At 44.9% G+C, this 17,158-nt stretch carries 19 protein-coding genes; 9 read left to right on the plus strand and 10 right to left on the minus strand.

From position 1 onward, the window contains the following. Window positions 1-128: 128 nt before the first annotated feature. From ACFSKO_RS02980 to ptsN, 7 genes are all read left to right on the plus strand, one after another. On the plus strand, window positions 129-1,133 hold the full coding sequence (locus ACFSKO_RS02980) for a KpsF/GutQ family sugar-phosphate isomerase (RefSeq protein WP_380248253.1): 1,005 nt from the start codon (window positions 129-131) through the stop codon (window positions 1,131-1,133). 25 nt (window positions 1,134-1,158) lie between these two features. After that, on the plus strand, window positions 1,159-1,863 hold the full coding sequence (gene lptC, locus ACFSKO_RS02985) for an LPS export ABC transporter periplasmic protein LptC (protein ID WP_380248255.1): 705 nt from the start codon (window positions 1,159-1,161) through the stop codon (window positions 1,861-1,863). Next, entirely contained in the window at window positions 1,860-2,699 is an 840-nt protein-coding gene (locus tag ACFSKO_RS02990) for an LptA/OstA family protein (protein WP_380248257.1), read from the plus strand. Before lptC ends, ACFSKO_RS02990 begins: the two co-directional genes overlap by 4 nt. Before the next feature lie 75 nt (window positions 2,700-2,774). Further along, complete coding sequence (gene lptB / locus ACFSKO_RS02995; protein ID WP_380248259.1) at window positions 2,775-3,563, plus strand: LPS export ABC transporter ATP-binding protein; 789 nt, start codon at window positions 2,775-2,777, stop codon at window positions 3,561-3,563. A gap of 11 nt (window positions 3,564-3,574) precedes the next feature. Beyond that, the gene (rpoN, locus tag ACFSKO_RS03000; RefSeq protein WP_380248261.1) at window positions 3,575-5,104 is read left to right on the plus strand and encodes an RNA polymerase factor sigma-54; all 1,530 of its coding nucleotides are present in this window, start codon (window positions 3,575-3,577) and stop codon (window positions 5,102-5,104) included. 205 nt (window positions 5,105-5,309) lie between these two features. After that, on the plus strand, window positions 5,310-5,882 hold the full coding sequence (hpf, locus tag ACFSKO_RS03005; protein WP_380248264.1) for a ribosome hibernation-promoting factor, HPF/YfiA family: 573 nt from the start codon (window positions 5,310-5,312) through the stop codon (window positions 5,880-5,882). Window positions 5,883-5,909: 27 nt separating this feature from the next. Beyond that, on the plus strand, window positions 5,910-6,374 hold the full coding sequence (ptsN, locus tag ACFSKO_RS03010; RefSeq protein ID WP_380248266.1) for a PTS IIA-like nitrogen regulatory protein PtsN: 465 nt from the start codon (window positions 5,910-5,912) through the stop codon (window positions 6,372-6,374). An 82-nt stretch (window positions 6,375-6,456) separates the two neighbouring features. Here the strand turns inward: ptsN and ACFSKO_RS03015 are convergent, their stop codons facing one another. The 5 genes from ACFSKO_RS03015 to ACFSKO_RS03035 form a co-directional block, all read right to left on the minus strand. Then, complete coding sequence (locus tag ACFSKO_RS03015) at window positions 6,457-6,675, minus strand: DUF1150 family protein (protein WP_380248268.1); 219 nt, start codon at window positions 6,673-6,675, stop codon at window positions 6,457-6,459. 109 nt (window positions 6,676-6,784) lie between these two features. Then, window positions 6,785-7,231, minus strand: a complete 447-nt coding sequence (locus tag ACFSKO_RS03020) for an Hsp20 family protein (protein ID WP_380248270.1) — start codon at window positions 7,229-7,231, stop codon at window positions 6,785-6,787. Window positions 7,232-7,703: 472 nt separating this feature from the next. Next, the gene (locus ACFSKO_RS03025; RefSeq protein ID WP_380248272.1) at window positions 7,704-8,933 is read right to left on the minus strand and encodes a sensor histidine kinase; all 1,230 of its coding nucleotides are present in this window, start codon (window positions 8,931-8,933) and stop codon (window positions 7,704-7,706) included. A gap of 166 nt (window positions 8,934-9,099) precedes the next feature. Continuing rightward, window positions 9,100-9,630, minus strand: coding sequence for a rhodanese-like domain-containing protein (locus ACFSKO_RS03030; RefSeq protein WP_380248274.1), 531 nt, complete (start codon window positions 9,628-9,630; stop codon window positions 9,100-9,102). Between the two features lie 35 nt (window positions 9,631-9,665). After that, window positions 9,666-9,965, minus strand: a complete 300-nt coding sequence (locus ACFSKO_RS03035) for an ArsR/SmtB family transcription factor (protein WP_380248277.1) — start codon at window positions 9,963-9,965, stop codon at window positions 9,666-9,668. Between the two features lie 79 nt (window positions 9,966-10,044). On the opposite strand from ACFSKO_RS03035, the gene ACFSKO_RS03040 reads away from it, so the two are divergent. Then, window positions 10,045-10,905 (plus strand): MBL fold metallo-hydrolase, encoded by an 861-nt coding sequence (locus tag ACFSKO_RS03040; RefSeq protein WP_380248279.1) that lies wholly within the window; start codon window positions 10,045-10,047, stop codon window positions 10,903-10,905. A gap of 63 nt (window positions 10,906-10,968) precedes the next feature. On the opposite strand, the gene pyk is transcribed toward ACFSKO_RS03040, so the two are convergent. The 3 genes from pyk to ACFSKO_RS03055 all read right to left on the minus strand — a co-directional run bounded on the left by pyk (window position 10,969) and on the right by ACFSKO_RS03055 (window position 14,780). Continuing rightward, entirely contained in the window at window positions 10,969-12,411 is a 1,443-nt protein-coding gene (pyk, locus tag ACFSKO_RS03045; protein WP_380248281.1) for a pyruvate kinase, read from the minus strand. A gap of 263 nt (window positions 12,412-12,674) precedes the next feature. Further along, window positions 12,675-13,682: a type I glyceraldehyde-3-phosphate dehydrogenase gene (gene gap / locus ACFSKO_RS03050; RefSeq protein WP_380248283.1), complete on the minus strand. Its 1,008-nt coding sequence runs from the start codon at window positions 13,680-13,682 to the stop codon at window positions 12,675-12,677. A 333-nt stretch (window positions 13,683-14,015) separates the two neighbouring features. Further along, a complete protein-coding gene (locus tag ACFSKO_RS03055; RefSeq protein ID WP_380248285.1) occupies window positions 14,016-14,780 on the minus strand; it encodes a DeoR/GlpR family DNA-binding transcription regulator in 765 nt (254 codons plus the stop codon). A 161-nt stretch (window positions 14,781-14,941) separates the two neighbouring features. On the opposite strand from ACFSKO_RS03055, the gene glpK reads away from it, so the two are divergent. Then, a complete protein-coding gene (gene glpK / locus ACFSKO_RS03060; RefSeq protein WP_380248287.1) occupies window positions 14,942-16,429 on the plus strand; it encodes a glycerol kinase GlpK in 1,488 nt (495 codons plus the stop codon). A gap of 146 nt (window positions 16,430-16,575) precedes the next feature. On the opposite strand, the gene ACFSKO_RS03065 is transcribed toward glpK, so the two are convergent. Then, window positions 16,576-16,911 carry a YdbL family probable chaperone protein gene (locus ACFSKO_RS03065; RefSeq protein WP_380248289.1) on the minus strand — a complete coding sequence of 112 codons (336 nt, stop codon included), beginning with the start codon at window positions 16,909-16,911 and terminating at the stop codon, window positions 16,576-16,578. 25 nt (window positions 16,912-16,936) lie between these two features. Then, a complete protein-coding gene (locus ACFSKO_RS03070) occupies window positions 16,937-17,149 on the minus strand; it encodes a YnbE family lipoprotein (RefSeq protein WP_380248291.1) in 213 nt (70 codons plus the stop codon). Window positions 17,150-17,158 lie beyond the last annotated feature (9 nt).

The following is a 17,158-nucleotide window of genomic DNA, read 5'->3' on the forward strand; positions in this document are numbered from 1 at the left end:
TTATGTCCATTTTCATACGAATTTCAGCAACGCTGGTTTTACTTACCAGCGTTTTAAGTGTACCAATTAGTTAAGACATGCACCTTTGGTGCCAGCTTTATATTTTGCCTTGGATTCAAGTATAACAAATGGCCAATCAAGTTCGTAATACCGAGCCCGACATGACACAGTCTGTGACAGACACTTCTAAAGCCTTGGAAACAGCACGGCGGGTCTTGGATTTGGAAGCCCGAGGCATTCAAATGTTAAGTAAAGAGCTTGATGGAAACTTTATTGAAGCATTGAACTTATTACTTGCCGTCACCGGACGTGTGATTATCTCAGGCATGGGGAAGAGCGGACATATTGCTAAAAAAATAGCCGCATCCCTAGCATCAACCGGTACTCCCGCTTATTGCGTGCATCCCGGCGAAGCCAGTCATGGCGACCTCGGCATGATTACCAAAAATGACGCCGTGCTCGCCATGTCTAACTCAGGAAACACCTCTGAACTTAGCGACTTGATCACCTATACTCGGCGCTTTGGTATCCCCTTGATTGCCATGACCAGCAAACGGGTTTCAGCTCTGGCAGAAGCCGCTGATGTAGCACTTATCTTGCCGTCACTTCCAGAAGCCTGTCCCCATGGTCTCGCACCAACAACGTCAACGACAATGTCACTTGCTTTAGGGGATGCTCTAGCAATAGCCCTAATGGAGCAAAAAAACTTTCAGCCGAATGATTTCAAAGTCTTCCACCCAGGCGGCTCTCTAGGCAACAAGCTCCTCAAGGTTTCAGACATCATGCATGCTGAACAGCTTCCCATTTGCCCTCTGAAGACATCGATGACAGAAACAATCCTTATCATGACGAACCGTGCCTTTGGGTGCATCGGCGTTACCAACGCAAAAGGAGAGTTGGAGGGCATTATAACCGATGGGGATTTACGTAGACATATGAACTCTGACCTGCTTTCCATGACTGCCGAAGCGGTAATGACTGCAGCCCCAAAAACCACTCGCCCCGACGCTTTGGCCGCAGAAGCTCTAGGCCAGATGAACGAAGGCTCCATCACCAGCCTATTTGTCACTGATAACAGCTTACCTGTTGGCATAATACACATTCATGACTGCCTGCGCGCAGGCATCGCCTAAAAAAAACCTGAGATTACATAAAAGAATGAGTACCTCGCAAAGATCAACGGACAACGCTACAAACCTCGCCCTGACAGGACCCGAGGACACGACACCCGTAAAGCCGCCGAGATTTTCAGGTGGTAATGCTTACAGTGTTTTTGTTAGTATTGCGAAGGTTACACTTCCATTTTTTGCAATCGTTTTGATTCTACTTGTCATCGTCTGGCCTCAACTTGAAAAACAGGTTATTTCCGAAGGTACCGCGATCGGCAACAGTATTCTTGAAACATCGACCCCAGATACACTCAGCGCTCTAAACCCTAAATATCTTGGCCTTGATGAAAAAGACCAACCCTTCACGATCATTGCGGATCTCGCCGAACAATCCAGCGAGAGAGAGAGTGAGATATTCCTTACTCTACCCAAAGCTGACATTACATTAGAGGATGGCACCTGGCTCGCCTTATCAGCTCAATCAGGCGTCTATGACCGTGATGAAAAATACCTTAACCTGAATGGAAATGTGAACATATTTCAAGATCAAGGCTTTCAAATTGTGACTGAGGAAGCCATGTTGGATGCGAAATCCGGGTCTGCCTTTGGACAACTACCCGTCCAAGGCCACGGCCCTTCAGGGACAATCAACTCTGAAGGATTTATCATAACAGACCGGGGTCAACGCATTACTTTTACAGGAAAGAGCCACTTGATTATTCTTCCCGGGGCTCAGGAGGCCTTAAAAAAATGACCCGTGAAAATATGACTCCAAATAAAACAATACACTTGGCATTTGCTTTAGTTATCGTCGCGACAATTCTTATATCTAGCTCTTCCTCCATTGTTTACGCACAAGCTTTGACCGAAGGGTTGGGAAGCAGTAATGTTCCCCTCGAAATCAATGCTGACGAAGGTATTGAATGGCGCCGGGATCAAAAACAATACGTTGCCAGTGGCAATGCGCGTGCCGCCCAAGGCGAGCTCGAAGTATTTGGTAACCAGCTGATAGCTCACTACCGTGAAGGCGTTGAAGGCGGCACTGAAATTTACCGGGTTGATGCTATTGGTGACGTTAAGATTGTCTCACCTGGTGAGACGGCTTATGGAGACAATGGTGTTTACGATATCGACAAACAGGTAATGGTTCTCACAGGTCAAAACCTCCGTATGGTCAGCGGAGCTGATACGATAACCGCACGCGATAGCCTTGAATACTGGGAACAAAAACAACTTGCCGTGGCCCGAGGCAACGCCGTTGCCATTCGTGAAGACAAAAGAGTTCACGGCAACGTTCTCACAGCATACTTTGTTCGAGATGCCGAGAATAAGCTCGAATTGGAACGCATTGATGCCCACGGCGATGTACGAGTAGCAACAAAAACTGAGTACGCCACCGGTAATCAAGGCATCTATTATGTAAAGAAGGAGTTGGCGAACCTCATTGGGAATGTAAAAATAACCCAGGGGGAAAACCAAATGAATGGTGATGAAGCAGAATTTAACCTCGCTACTGGCGTTAGCAAGCTGAAAAGCAGTAGTGGCGCGCCTGTTACCGGCCTCATACTTCCTTCAAGTAAAAAGAAATAGCATGTTATCTGGACAGATCAACTCAAATAGTATCCACCGCGTTTTACACGCATCGATTTTTAACGGCAGAGCTGAATGACAAACAAGCAGCACCCAGCAGCAAGTCAGGACAAGAAATCAGTGCCTTCTCTTATTGCTGATAATCAGGGGCTAATGGTCACTAATATTGGTAAAAGTTTCAAAAAGAGACCTGTACTGAGAGCCGTTTCCATGCGCGTACAACGCGGCGAAGTTGTTGGTCTTCTTGGACCAAATGGCGCGGGGAAGACTACCAGCTTTTACATCATAACGGGGTTACTCTCTCCGGATTCAGGTTGGGTTACTCTCGATAACCAGGACATCACAGACCTTCCTATGTACCGCCGCTCACGCATGGGTATTGGGTATCTCCCCCAAGAAGCCTCTATTTTCCGCGGGCTGTCGGTTGAGGAGAATATTCGCGGTGTTCTCGAAGTCGTCGAGCCTGTGAGAAGCAAGAGAGTGGCTAAATTAGATAGTCTGCTTGCAGAGTTTTCTATCACCCACCTGCGAAATACCCCGGCAATTGCCCTCTCAGGGGGAGAACGTCGCCGTGTAGAAATTGCCCGCGCTCTCGCCTCTGACCCAAGCTTTATTCTGCTTGATGAGCCCCTTGCGGGGATTGATCCCATCGCGGTTGGTGATATTCGAGATCTTGTAATGCACCTTAAAGATCGTGGAATTGGCGTCCTAATTACAGATCACAATGTACGAGAAACCTTGGATATTGTTGATAGAGCCTATATCATTCATGATGGAACCGTGCTTATGGAAGGCACCCCTAGTGAAATTGTGAACAACGACGATGTACGTCGTGTTTACTTAGGCGAAAGGTTTAGCCTCTAAGGGTTATACCTATGGCAATATCGCAAAGACTAGAGCTGAGGCAAAGTCAAAGCCTCGTGATGACCCCGCAGTTACAGCAGGCGATTAAGCTTTTGCAATTGTCGAACATGGATTTAGTTGATTATGTCCAACAGGAAATAGAACAAAATCCTTTGCTCGACAGGGATGACGGCACAGGAAATTCCTCTCTCCCAGAAACAGACAATACCGATCTACACTCAGCCGCCGCTTCTCCTTCAGAAAATGAAAAATCACAACCAGATTCTTTAGAACTCACAAATGCTGAAACATTACCAGACAGCAATCAAGCGCCTCTAGATAACGACTTTGATAATTATTACGACAGTAGCCCTGACAACCAATGGAGTGAGGACAACACCTCCTTTTCTAATTGGGGGCCTGGCGGCAACACCCGCTTTGAGGACGCATCCTATTCCCTCGAAAATAGTCTAGAAGAAACAAAGACACTGCGCGACCATCTGCGCGAGCAACTTAACATGGAGATCAGCTCACCTGCTGAGCGTATAATCGGCATTCATCTCATCGATCAGGTTGATGAGACCGGATATATCAGAGCTGACTTGGAAGAGCTCGCTGCTCAACTGGGCTGCCCTATCGATCTACTGCTTTCCGTTCTTGCAACTCTTCAAGAGTTCGATCCCGCCGGCATTTGCGCACGTGACCTTGCTGAGTGTCTCGCGATCCAACTCCGGGAAAAAAACCGACTCGATCCCGCCATACAGGCACTACTAGATAATCTAGATCTCTTAGCCAAGCGCGACATAAAAGGCCTGCGAAGCGTTTGCGGTGTTGATGACGAAGACATCACCGATATGATTGCTGAAATTCGCGGCCTTAACCCCAGGCCCGCAGCCGCCTTTGATACCAGTGACGTCGAAACCTTAATTCCAGAAGTTATTATCAAATCCGACGGTAAAGACGGATGGAATATTGAGTTGAACAACGATGCCTTACCCAAAGTTCTCCTCAATAACAAGTATCATGGCAGTATCACTGACCTGGCCCGCACCAAAGAAGATAAATCATATATTTCTGAACAGTTACAGTCTGCCAATTGGCTTATCAAAGCCCTCCACCAACGAGCAACAACCGTTCTTAAGGTCGCCACAGAAATTGTCCGTCAACAGGACGGCTTTTTAAAAAAAGGGGTTCAGGCTCTAAAACCTCTCACGCTGAAAGACATCGCCGAAGTCATAGAGATGCACGAATCTACTGTAAGCAGGGTGACATCAAACAAATATATGGTAACCCCAAGAGGTACTTTCGAAATGAAATACTTCTTTACCTCTTCAATTGGAGGCGACAATGGAAATACGCACTCCTCTGAAGCTGTTAGAGATCGAATTAAAAGACTTATTGATGAAGAGGATCATAAAAAAATCCTTTCTGATGATGCACTCGTCACAAAACTAAAAGCCGAGGGCATAGATATTGCCCGGCGTACAATTGCCAAGTATCGCGAAGCTTTGGGTATTCCATCCTCCGTACAGCGACGTCGAGAAAAGAAACTTACTTTGTAATTTTTCGCTTAACAAAATCGACTCTCTTAAAAAGACTGTGTATACTACATCTGTCGTTTACTTTAACGAGAGGAAAACATGGTTATACCTACTGTCCTTGACTCACCGAAACGACGACACTATGGTGCCGCCCCAGATAGCGGGGCTTGATTGGCACATATGGCTATTACGCTAACCCCCTTAACAATTCAGAGAATTTGTTCACATGCAGCTTACCGTTAAAGGCAAGCAGCTCGACGTTGGCGACGCGCTGCGCACTCATATCGAAGCAAACCTTACCGCAACACTGGATAAGTATTTTGGCGATGCAATTGATGTAAACGTCACGATATCCAAGAATGCGTACCTCTACCGTACTACGGTGGTGGCGCATGTCGGTAAAAACATAAGACTTGAAGCAAATGGTGAAGCAGGAGAACCATATCCTGCTTTTGATTTAGCCGCAGAAAGACTGTCAAAACGGTTGCGACGTCATAAGCGTAGATTGCGCGATGACCATGCCGAAGGTGGCAAAGAAGCAACCCATGCTCAGCACTACATTTTATCTGGTGAGCAAGAAAAAGAAGAACCAACCGAAATTGATGCTGAAGATAGCCCCTTAATCGTGGCAGAAATGGCAGCAGAAATTCCGACTCTAACCACAGGCCTTGCCGTTATGCGCATGGATCTCGAAGACCTTCCCGCCATGATGTTTCGCAACAGTAAACACGGAGGATTAAATATGATCTACCGCCGTTCTGATGGAAATATTGGCTGGGTTGACCCTTCAAAAAGCTAAAGCAAATAACAGCTAAAGACGTATGTAATGGAATTAACCGACCTAATCGGCCCAAATGCCGTGGCCGCAGATTTGCGCGCTAACAGTAAAAAGCAATTTCTTCAAGAAATTGCAAAACGGGCTGCGACCATCACTGGATCAGAAGAACGAGATATTTTTGACGTTCTCATTGAACGTGAAAAGCTTGGAACAACCGGAATAGGACAAGGCATAGCCATTCCTCATGGTAAACTTCCAAATCTCGACAAACTTTATGGATTCTTTTTTAAACTAGAGCGTCCTATAGACTTTGATTCAATTGATGAACAACCGGTTGACCTGATCTGCCTGTTGCTTGCACCTGAAACTGCAGGCGCAGATCACCTCAAAGCACTCGCACGAGTGTCACGTTTTTTACGTAACGCGACGACTTGTGAAAAGCTTAGGGGAACGAATAGTGACGATGGCATTTACGCACTCCTAAGCGCAACAACGACAAGTCATGCTGCTTAAGTCAGGTTAAGTTCGTTTCATACAAAAAGGAAAAGGCTCCCAAACGGGGGCCTTTTTAAATCTCTATATACAAGATTTTATTCTAATGAACGCTTAACGGCTCAAGATCTTGTTGCCGAACAGCGGCGAAAGCAACATCGCGATCGCCAACGACTGTTATCTCAGTCCCATCAGCAGCATAAATACCAAAGCAAGCATCACCCTCAACATCAACAGGTTTAACATAGGCCACAACCTCAAGGCCCAATGCTGTCATATCCTGATCCGTCATCAACTCTGAAATAACTTGCTTTATCATCATTACTCTTTTCCCACTTCGGCATCGACATTTTAGCCTATCGAACAGCCATGTACCAACAATAGTTCTTTATTCTTAAAGAACCATCAATCAGATTCATTTATTATTGATTTTAATTCTCTTCAATCACTGTCGTTCTGACGTCACTCTTACTCGTTTGGATTTCAATACTTCGCACAGAGACGTTTTGTAAAGGCTGCTCTAAATCTACGTGCAATAACCCGTTATCTAGATTTGCATTCAGAACTTCAATGCCTTCTGCTAACACAAATGCGCGTCTGAATTGACGCGTCGCAATTCCCCGATGAAGAAATTCTTTTTCATCGTCGGATTTAGCCTTACCACGTATAACAAGCTGGTTGTTCTCAATTTGTACCTGCATATCCTCGGGAGAGAATCCTGCAACAGCAAGCGTTATACGAATTTTATTCTCGCTAACCTTTTCCACATTATACGGCGGATAACCGTCAGCGGCTGTCTTCGTAATCATATCAATCGCTTGTTCAAACTGCTCAAAACCCAACATTAGGGGACTATTAAATAGAGACAATCTTGACACCAATACCTCCTCGATAGAGCAAGGCTCATTCTTTATATAGGCTCCATTAAGGCAACCGTTCCATTATTCATGATCTACAAATCAGCATCACAATACTGTTTGAATTTGGGGTCTGTATGAGCATAGGTCAAGGCTCAGTTCGTGCTGACCTTTAAATATTCACGAATTATGTCTTACTACTGCATACCCTATAAGTGTATCTATGCGTAACTCACCAACCTATGATTTATATTATTTCCAAATCACTCCTAATTGTGTATATATAGGTGCGTACTACACCATATATTGTGGACAACTCTGTGGATAAGTTGATGAAAACTTCACTGACAGTAAGATCTAGCCCCTATTTAACAAGGCCCTTACGTACGATTGAGCAAGTACAAGCTGCTCAAGAGGAAAAAAAATATCGGCAAGAGGCAGAGAGAAACGCACGTCACAAAAAATCAGTGCAAAACAGAAAAGAAAAAACACATTAAAATAATCCTTCTGAGCTGTTACCTATTGTCAAATCCAACGGAAATCTCAAAGTAACCGCAGTCCCCAACCCAGGCTCACTTGTAATCAGTAACTCTCCCCCCAGAGCCTCAACCGATCTTTTAGAAACAGGAAGACCTAACCCCGTCCCTCTAACATGTGTCTGTGCCTGCGCTCTTTGAATCTGCCCATATGGCGTTAAAGCAAGAGCAAGCTCTTCAGCTGACATACCAACTCCGTTGTCCCTGATAATCATGAGTATCGCACCATCTTTCAAATCAAACTGGCCCTCAATGCCAACACGGCCACCTCGGCGGGTGAACTTAATTGCGTTGGTTACCAAGTTTGTTAAGACTTGCTTGAAACGTCGCTCATCGGTTTTTAAACTGGGAAAATCATCAGCTATATTCACCGAGAGTTCTATGCCGGACTCTTCAGCCAGTAAAGATAACATTCTCATCGTATCATTCACCGCATCCAGAATCGACACTTCTGTTATCTGTAAACTGTTTTCCTCCGCATCCGCTTTTGCCAAATCTAGAACATCATTTACGATTCCTAATAGATGTTTACTCGCGTTATGAATATCCCCGACATACCCACGGTACTTTTCGTGCCCTAAAGTCCCCAGACGCTCTTCTTTCATTATCTCAGAGAATCCGAGTATCGCATTTAATGGTGTACGTAATTCATGGCTCATGTCGGCAATAATGTTACTATTATTACGTCTTTGCAGTGGCAAATCCGGGTTATTTTCCAGTATTTTTCTCTCCGCTTGCTTCAACAACACCAAAGCTAAGTCGGCTTTTTCTGTTTTTTTTGCGATTTCATTTTCGAATTTCTCACGCTCAAGAAACCAAGCACGGCGGGCATATGACAAATTAAGCAAAGAAGAACAGCACAGACTCAAACGATTCAGATCTCGAGGAAATGAAATCATATCGTCAAACAGAGCCATACTTTCGTCATCAAGGGCTTTCTGGTTTGATTTTTCAACACAAACTACGGGGCAAGTTTCCTGTTGTTGTAAATGTCGGATTTGTGCCAAAACACCTTTTAAACTAGTGCCAAAGGACCCCACATCTAAAAACAGAAGTTCTGGGAATAACTTATCCAAAAATTCGTAATCAGTCGAACACGTGATATTGGAAAACCCAACGTCACGTAAACTCGTAACAAAATCTGATCGAAAATTATTATCGCCACTAACGACAACAATATTCGCCAATTTATATTCTTCATTTACTAACAAAGGAAAACCTGAACCACCAATTAATACCAGTGACCAATTGAATTGGACGCCACTACAACCAAGCTGTCAAATTATACTATGAGGGTTATAAAACTGTTAAATATCAGTCGCTTTTTATTTAACTACCCAATCAATTGCACTTTCAATTTATACTTTTATTCCACGGCATAAGACGTAAGACTCTCGCCAGACCACAAACCCCTGAAATGCCTGCTAAAAGCAACCCCACACCAACAAAGCCTGAAATTGCGATATAGTTGGAGTTAACAAAAAAGCCCAAAATAGCACCAATACTAACCAACCCGCCGGCAATAATTTGAACTTGCCGCATGAGGTCTATAGGAGATTTTGTGGATTTTACTGTCGACAAATTCTTTGCCTTCCATGCCATAATTCCACCCTCAAGAATCAAAACTTCCTTAAAAGGGTACTTATTGAGAAAGTCAGCTGCTTGCGAAGTTCGGCGCCCTCTTCGGCAGTAAAAAATTGCCGCCTTATTATAATCTTTTGAAAAGTCATAGCTACCAAACTCTTCAATTGGAATGTTTTTCGAGCCTCTTAAATACTCTTCCTGATATTCCTGTACGCTCCGAATATCAATAAGAACAAAATTATCCGCCTTCATGCGTTCGAAAAGATCAGACGGTGAAATTTTCTTTACTTGCCCTACCATTTTTTAATTCCACTTCACTATACAAAAATACGGCCTCAAAGTTTAGGGCAATATGCATCATAAAGTACTTCTAAAATTTTGAATGCAGCAGGATTTTCCAATCCATAAATAACATTCTGACCTTCACGTCTTGAGCTCACCAGGCCTTCTTTCTTTAGCACCGATAATTGCTGGGAAACCATAGCTTGAGCTATTCCTAATTTATCGATTAAAGCCCCTACGGATTTTTCTCCCTCAACAAGCTGGCACAAAATCATAAGCCTACGTTCATTTGCTAAAGCCTTTAAAAGTGCGCTTGCTTTACTAACAGAAGCTTCCATATCATTCATATTCATAATTTGATATATATCAATATTGATATATATCAGTCAACAGCTATACTACTAATCAACGAATCGTATTCTGGAGAAAACCATGCCAGCACAAGTTGAAGCCTTTTTTCACAAAGCCAGCAACACGATCTCATACATAGCTTGGGACTCCCAAACAAAGCAGGCTGCCATTATTGATTCTGTATTGGATTTTGATGCTAATTCCGGCCACACATCAACGACCAGCGCCAAGATCCTCGTTACGCGCTTTAAAGAGCTTGAACTTAGTTGCCAATGGGTTCTCGAAACACATATTCATGCAGATCACCTTAGTGCTGCACCCTTCATCAAAAAAGAGCTCGGGGGCACGACAGCTGTTGGCGATCATACACCTGAAATTCAACAGACATTTAAAACCATCTACAATGCAGAGCCATCTTTCAATACTAGCGGTCAGCAATTCGATTATTTGTTTTCTGATGGCGCAGAATTTTCTATTGGAAAGATTAATTGTCGAGCCATTCACACTCCAGGACACACACCTGCCTGCTTGACTTATTTAGTTGAAGACCTTGCTTTTGTCGGCGACACACTTTTTATGCCTGACTTTGGCACCGCGCGCGCAGATTTTCCGGGTGGTGATGCAGGACAGCTTTACGATTCAATCCATAAAATCCTTAACCTACCGGACACAACGCGTCTTTTCACCTGTCATGATTACGCCCCCAATGGTAGGGAAGTTGCTTGGGAAACAACCGTACAAGCACAAAGAGAAAATAACTTGCATACTCGTAACGGGATCAGCAGAGAGGCGTTCATAAAAATGCGCACAGAACGCGATAAGCAACTCGCGATGCCCGCACTATTAATCCCTTCTATTCAGGTTAACATGCGTGCCGGATCGCTCCCCCCAGTCGAAAGTGATGGTGAGCATTACCTAAAGATTCCCATTAATAAGTTGTAAAAAAAAAGGCAGCCAAATGGCCACCTTCTTTTATAAAACCCACTGAAAAATCTGTTCAAACAGTTAGGCGATCGGATCAGGTTTTTCGTGCTGACCAACCGTTGCAATACGTAGGTTATTTGTTGAACCTGGCGTTCCAAAAGGAACACCCGCTGTAACCACGATCTTATCGCCGTCGACACAAAAACCTTCACGTCGGGCGATCCGGGTTGATTTCCCCACCATTTCACCAAAGCTTTTGACGTCACGCGTGTTAACCGAATGCACACCCCAGATAAGCGCCATCTTGCGGGCAACTCTTAAATCTGGTGTCAAACCAAGCAGCGGCGTATTTGGGCGACCTCGCGCGGCACGAAAGGCCGTACTCCCCGTTGTCGTGAAAGTCACAATTGCTTTGGCACCAATGAGATCAGCTACTTGGCGCGCGGCATCACTTATCGCGTCCCCTTCGGTAGGGTTTGGTACCAAGGCATCTGCGTGTACCAATTTAAGATAAAGTGGATCCCGCTCAATGGTTTCAATAATACGGTTCATCATCGTGACTGCCTCAAGCGGATAAGCACCGCTCGCAGATTCAGCAGACAGCATAACAGCATCTGCACCGTCATATACCGCCGTCGCAACATCAGAAGCTTCTGCTCGCGTTGGTGTAGGAGCCGAAACCATCGTTTCAAGCATTTGGGTCGCGACAACAACAGGCTTTCCATACTCACGGCATATACGAATAATACGCTTTTGAAGGACGGGTACATTTTCAGGGGGAAGTTCAACGCCCAGATCACCACGGGCAACCATCACAGCGTCTGTCAGTTTAACAATTTCCTCAAGCTGCTCAATCGCAGAAGGCTTTTCAAGTTTCGCCATCACGCCCGCGCGGCCTTTGACCAGACGCTTGGCTTCAATAATATCTTCAGGCCGCTGTACAAAAGAGAGCGCGCACCAATCACAGCCAAGCTCCAAACCGAATTCCATATCCAGCAGATCTTTTTCTGTAAGTGCTGATAGAGGCAGAATAACACCGGGGACATTTACCCCTTTATTATTAGACAAGATACCGCCAACAATCACTTCTGTCGTTGCCTCCACATCCGTTACGGCTGTTACCCGAAGACAAATTCTCCCGTCATCAAGCAAAAGCTCTGTACCGGTCTCAATCGCTTGAAAAATCTCTTTATGCGGAAGAGTTGCTCTGGTCGCATCACCAAGTTCATCTTTCATGTCCAATCGGAAAGTACTGCCATTCACCAATTCGACAGAATCATTCACAAAGCGCCCAACACGTAGTTTTGGCCCCTGAAGGTCCATAAGCACAGCAATCGGACGGCCCACCTCTTGTTCCACTTCACGGATGAGATCGTAACGCTTCTTATGATCTTCATGAGTACCGTGACTGAAATTCATACGGAAAGTATCGACTCCCGCCTCAAAAAGAGCAGCAATAGTCTCTTTTTCAGAGCTCGCTGGGCCGAGAGTCGCAACAATCTTACAAAGGCGCTTACGCTTCATTCCTGAAACCTTTTCATTTTATTTCATTACAGGACGATAACCTGCATTAATCTCATAACACTTTTTTGTTACAAATGCTTGGCTTAACGACGACAGTTTTGTCGCAACCCGCGAAACCTTTAAACACACAAAAGGCACGTCTATCCGTGCCGACGGTCTAACAAAATGTATTTCTCAAAACATTCCCGTAAAACATTTCTGTTAAACAGCACTGCAAAAAAAGATCAGGAGGAGGCCCTCTACCTCCTCCTGATCAAGTAGACCTAGAGGCTAAGCCCCAGGGCGACAGCAGTGTCAACCATACGGTTGGAGAACCCCCACTCATTGTCATACCAGCTCAAGACACGAACCAGACGATCCCCAACGAGTTGGGTTTGCGTCAGATCAAAAGTCGAGCTTGCAGGTGAGTGGTTAAAGTCTATAGAAACCAGCGGCTCATCATTTACATCAAGAACACCTTTCAATGTACCCTCAGAAGCCGCGCGCATAGCTTGATTAATTTCTTCTGCGCTGGTTTTACGTCCCGCAGTAAAGACAAGGTCAATCATGGAAACATTTGCCGTTGGAACCCGGACAGCAGTTCCATCTAACTTCCCTGACAATTCAGGTAACACAAGGCCGACAGCACGAGCAGCACCCGTTGAGGTCGGGATCATGGAAAGCGCAGCAGCCCTCGCACGACGAAGATCAGAATGCATTGTATCAACCGTGTTCTGGTCCCCGGTGTAGGCGTGAACGGTTGTTACAAAGCCTTCTTCCAAGCCAACCAGCTGGTTAAGAACATGAGCAACTGGTGCAAGACAGTTTGTTGTACAAGAAGCATTAGAAACGATTTTGTGTTCAGGCGTAATTTTGTCGTGGTTTACGCCGTAAACAACCGTTAGATCAGCATTATTACCCGGCGCAGAAATCAACACCTTCTTGGCACCCGCTTCTAGATGAAGAGCCGCTTTTTCCCGAGCGGTAAAAAGGCCCGTACATTCAAGAGCAACATCGATTTTCAACTCTCCCCAAGGAAGGTCCGCAGGGTTACGTTCGGATAAAACCGCAATACGTTTGCCCTCAACAATGAGCACACCATCTTCAGCGGTGATGCTTTTACGAAGCGTACCATGAACAGAATCGTATTTGAGTAGATGCGCATTTGACTGAGCCGACGCCAGATCGTTAATGGCAACAACTTCAACATCATCACGGCCAGACTCTATAATCGCACGCAGAACAAGCCGACCAATCCGGCCAAAACCATTAATTGCAACACGAACCGCCATAATATGCTCCTCAGGGAATAAATAAGTATTCTTAGCTTTAATAAATGTTCATTTTCGAACATAAACGCAAGTGATATTTTTCTAAAATGAATATTTTATGACACCAAATATTCGTTCTATAAGGTTAGAAGAAAAACACTTAAAACATCTTAAAAAAACTTAAATTATTGTTTTTAAACAATTTTAAACTCGTTAAAATCTTAAAAACCCCTCAGGAAAAGTATTCCGGGAAAGAGAACAACTGAAATAAAGCTAAAGTATGAACGTTCAGTTACAACAAGACAGTTAGAATTAGGCCCGATCGAAAAGAATCCGGCTCATCAATCTGACTTATTAACAAAGGACTTCGATATCCAATGACTCAATAATCGAAGCAAGTGGTTCCTTTGGCATACTGTCGGTGACCAAGGTATCAATCTGAGAAAGGTGACCTAATCGAACCAGAGCATTGCGACCGTATTTACTGCTATCAGCAACTAAAAGAGTTTGGCGAGCATTTTCAATAATAGTCTGCGACACCCGGACTCCACCATAGTCGTAGTCCAGCAAACTACCATCTTCATCAATGCCCCCAACAGCAATGATCCCGTAGTCTGCGCGAAATTGACGGAAAAAATCAACCGTTGCTTCCCCTATGATACTACGATCAAGACTGCGCACCACTCCCCCGGCAACGATGATCTCAAAACTTGGGTTTGGGCTCATAATATGAGCGACACTGAGACTGTTGGTAATCACTCGTAACCCGATATGCCCCATCAAGGCGTGGGCCACACTTTCGTTGGTTGTCCCCATGTTGATAAATATGGAAGCATTGTTTGGAATCTCCTTGGCAACAAGCAAAGCGATCCCTTCTTTTTCCTGCGTGTTGATACCTTGACGTTGCGTGTAATCAAGGTTCAAAACAGAAGAACTGAAACTGGCCCCGCCATGGAAGCGATTTAAAAACTTTGAATCACAAAGTTCATTGATGTCTCTTCGGATGGTTTGTGTCGTAACTGAAAAATCCTGTGCTAGCGTTTCTATTGAAACGAAGCCCTGCTCCTTTGCCAATTCAAGTATCTGCCTTTGGCGACGACTCAAACTATTTAAATTCATATAACCATCCCTTCGACACACCTTTTCACCGTTTTCCCGGCTATTTGGCCTTACTTTTCTCAGAGTTCCTTTACGAAAGGACCCTATGTTCACTTTACTTTCATAAACGAACATACGAAAGTAAAGATGAAAATCCAAGGGGAGTACATAGGGAATCCGGCATGAGTGATAAAAAATTTATTCTTTCCATCGACCAAGGCACAACAAGTAGCCGAGCAATTGTCTTTGACTCGAAGGGAACAAGCCTTGCTGTTTCCCAAGAAGAATTCCCTCAAATTTTTCCAAATGACGGATGGGTTGAACATGACCCAGAAACTATATGGTCCTCGACTCTCAACGTCTGTACTCGTGCTTTAAAAGATGCAAAAAAACAAGGCATTAGAGTTGCCACTATTGGCATAACAAATCAGCGTGAAACCACCGTGGTTTGGGACAAATCAACGGGAAAACCTATCTACAATGCAATAGTGTGGCAAGATCGTCGAACAGCCGATTTTTGCGCACAATTAAAAAGCGATGGGCTCGAAAAACAGGTCACGGCTAAAACAGGTTTACTGCTCGACCCCTATTTCTCTGCAACTAAGATTTCCTGGATTCTCGATAACGTCGAAGGTGCGCGGGTAAAAGCTGAGCGCGGAGAGCTAGCTTTCGGCACAATAGATTCATTCCTGCTTTGGCGACTTACTGGTGGGAAGGAACACGCAACTGATGTCACCAATGCGTCACGTACAATGATCTTCGACATCCACAAATTGAGTTGGGATGAAGAGCTTCTTAAAATTTTTAATATTCCAGCCTCTATGCTTCCACAAGTAAAAGAGTGTGCTGCTGAGTTTGGGCTAACCGATCCTAGCGTTTTTGGATCCAGTATCCCCGTACAAGGCATTGCAGGAGACCAACAAGCTGCGAGCTTTGGACAAACATGCTTTGAACCTGGAGACATAAAAAGCACCTACGGCACAGGTTGTTTTGTCCTTTTAAACACTGGGGAAAAACCTCTGACCTCCAAGAACCGTTTGCTCACCACTATTGGGTACCGTGTAAACGGAAAAACTGCCTACGCGATTGAGGGAGCAATTTTTATGTCTGGCGCAGCAGTCCAATGGCTACGTGATGGACTCAAAATTATCCAATCGGCAAGTGAAACCGAAGCTCTCGCCAAAAGCATTCCTGACAATAAAGGTGTTTATCTTGTCCCCGCGTTCACAGGGCTAGGCGCTCCCTATTGGAACCCTCACGCACGTGGCGCCATATACGGTCTGACCCGGGACAGTGGACCCGCAGAAATAACGCGCGCAACACTCGAAGCTGTTTGCTATCAAACCCGTGACCTGTTTCAAGCTATGACAGATGACGGCATGACGCCAAACGCACTACGTGTCGATGGCGGTATGGTCGCCAACAACTGGGTTATGCAATTTCTGTCCGATACTCTAAATCTTGAAGTTAACCGTCCAGCGGTTGCTGAGACAACAGCCTTGGGGGCCGCTTATCTCGCAGGCCTGCAGCATGGAATTTACGCTTCGTTAGATGATATCAAGAAAAACTGGTCTCTCGATCATTGTTTTGAGCCCCAAATGCCTGCTGAAACCCGAGACAAAAACCTTCAAGGATGGGATCAAGCTATCAAACGGACTTGCTTGCAGTAAGTTCGGCTGCATTTGAGAAACACCAAAATTATACCCTTAGCATAATCACAGGCTTGCTCCCTACTTTAGTCTAAATGCCAAACAAAAGGCCCTGCTTTTCAGCAGGGCCTTACATCATCAAAACATACCGAACGATTACATCACAACTATTTTTGAGCCCAAGATCCATCCTTAAGCAGAAACCATGTACCTGCAGGCGCCTTACTCATAATTTGTTGTGCATAAACCTGCCCAACCTGAAGAACAGGTACCCCTTCTTTCGTGGCACGTTGTTGATAGATCTTAGAGCGCTCAGCATTAACCGATGAAACAAACTCCGCAACGGAGTTGTCTCTGGCAACAGCGAGGCCGTCATATCTTTCTCCGACAGCACCAGAACCTCTCAAACTATCAAGATCCGCCGACCACGCAGATGGGACAACCGACAAGACAGCGAATGCTATGAACAGAACTCTTAACATTTTCATGCTTTGTAGAACCATTGTTTCAGTTTCCTCTACCAACTACCTAAAAGAGAGCCGGGTTATTGTTAATATCGTCTTTTGCCTGATCTTCCAAACGCACACGAACTTCGGCGTCCAGTTTAATATTCAGGTTTATGGTGATCGGCTCTTTAGGGGCTTCGACTTTAACAGTCGGAGCACAAGCCTGAAGACCGACAGTCACTGCGGTCAATATCACTAGACGTCGATAAAAATCATCGTTTAGAAGGCCAAGCAAGGCACGATC

Source organism: Kiloniella antarctica (assembly GCF_042682825.1).
GTDB classification, from domain to species: domain Bacteria; phylum Pseudomonadota; class Alphaproteobacteria; order Kiloniellales; family Kiloniellaceae; genus Kiloniella; species Kiloniella antarctica.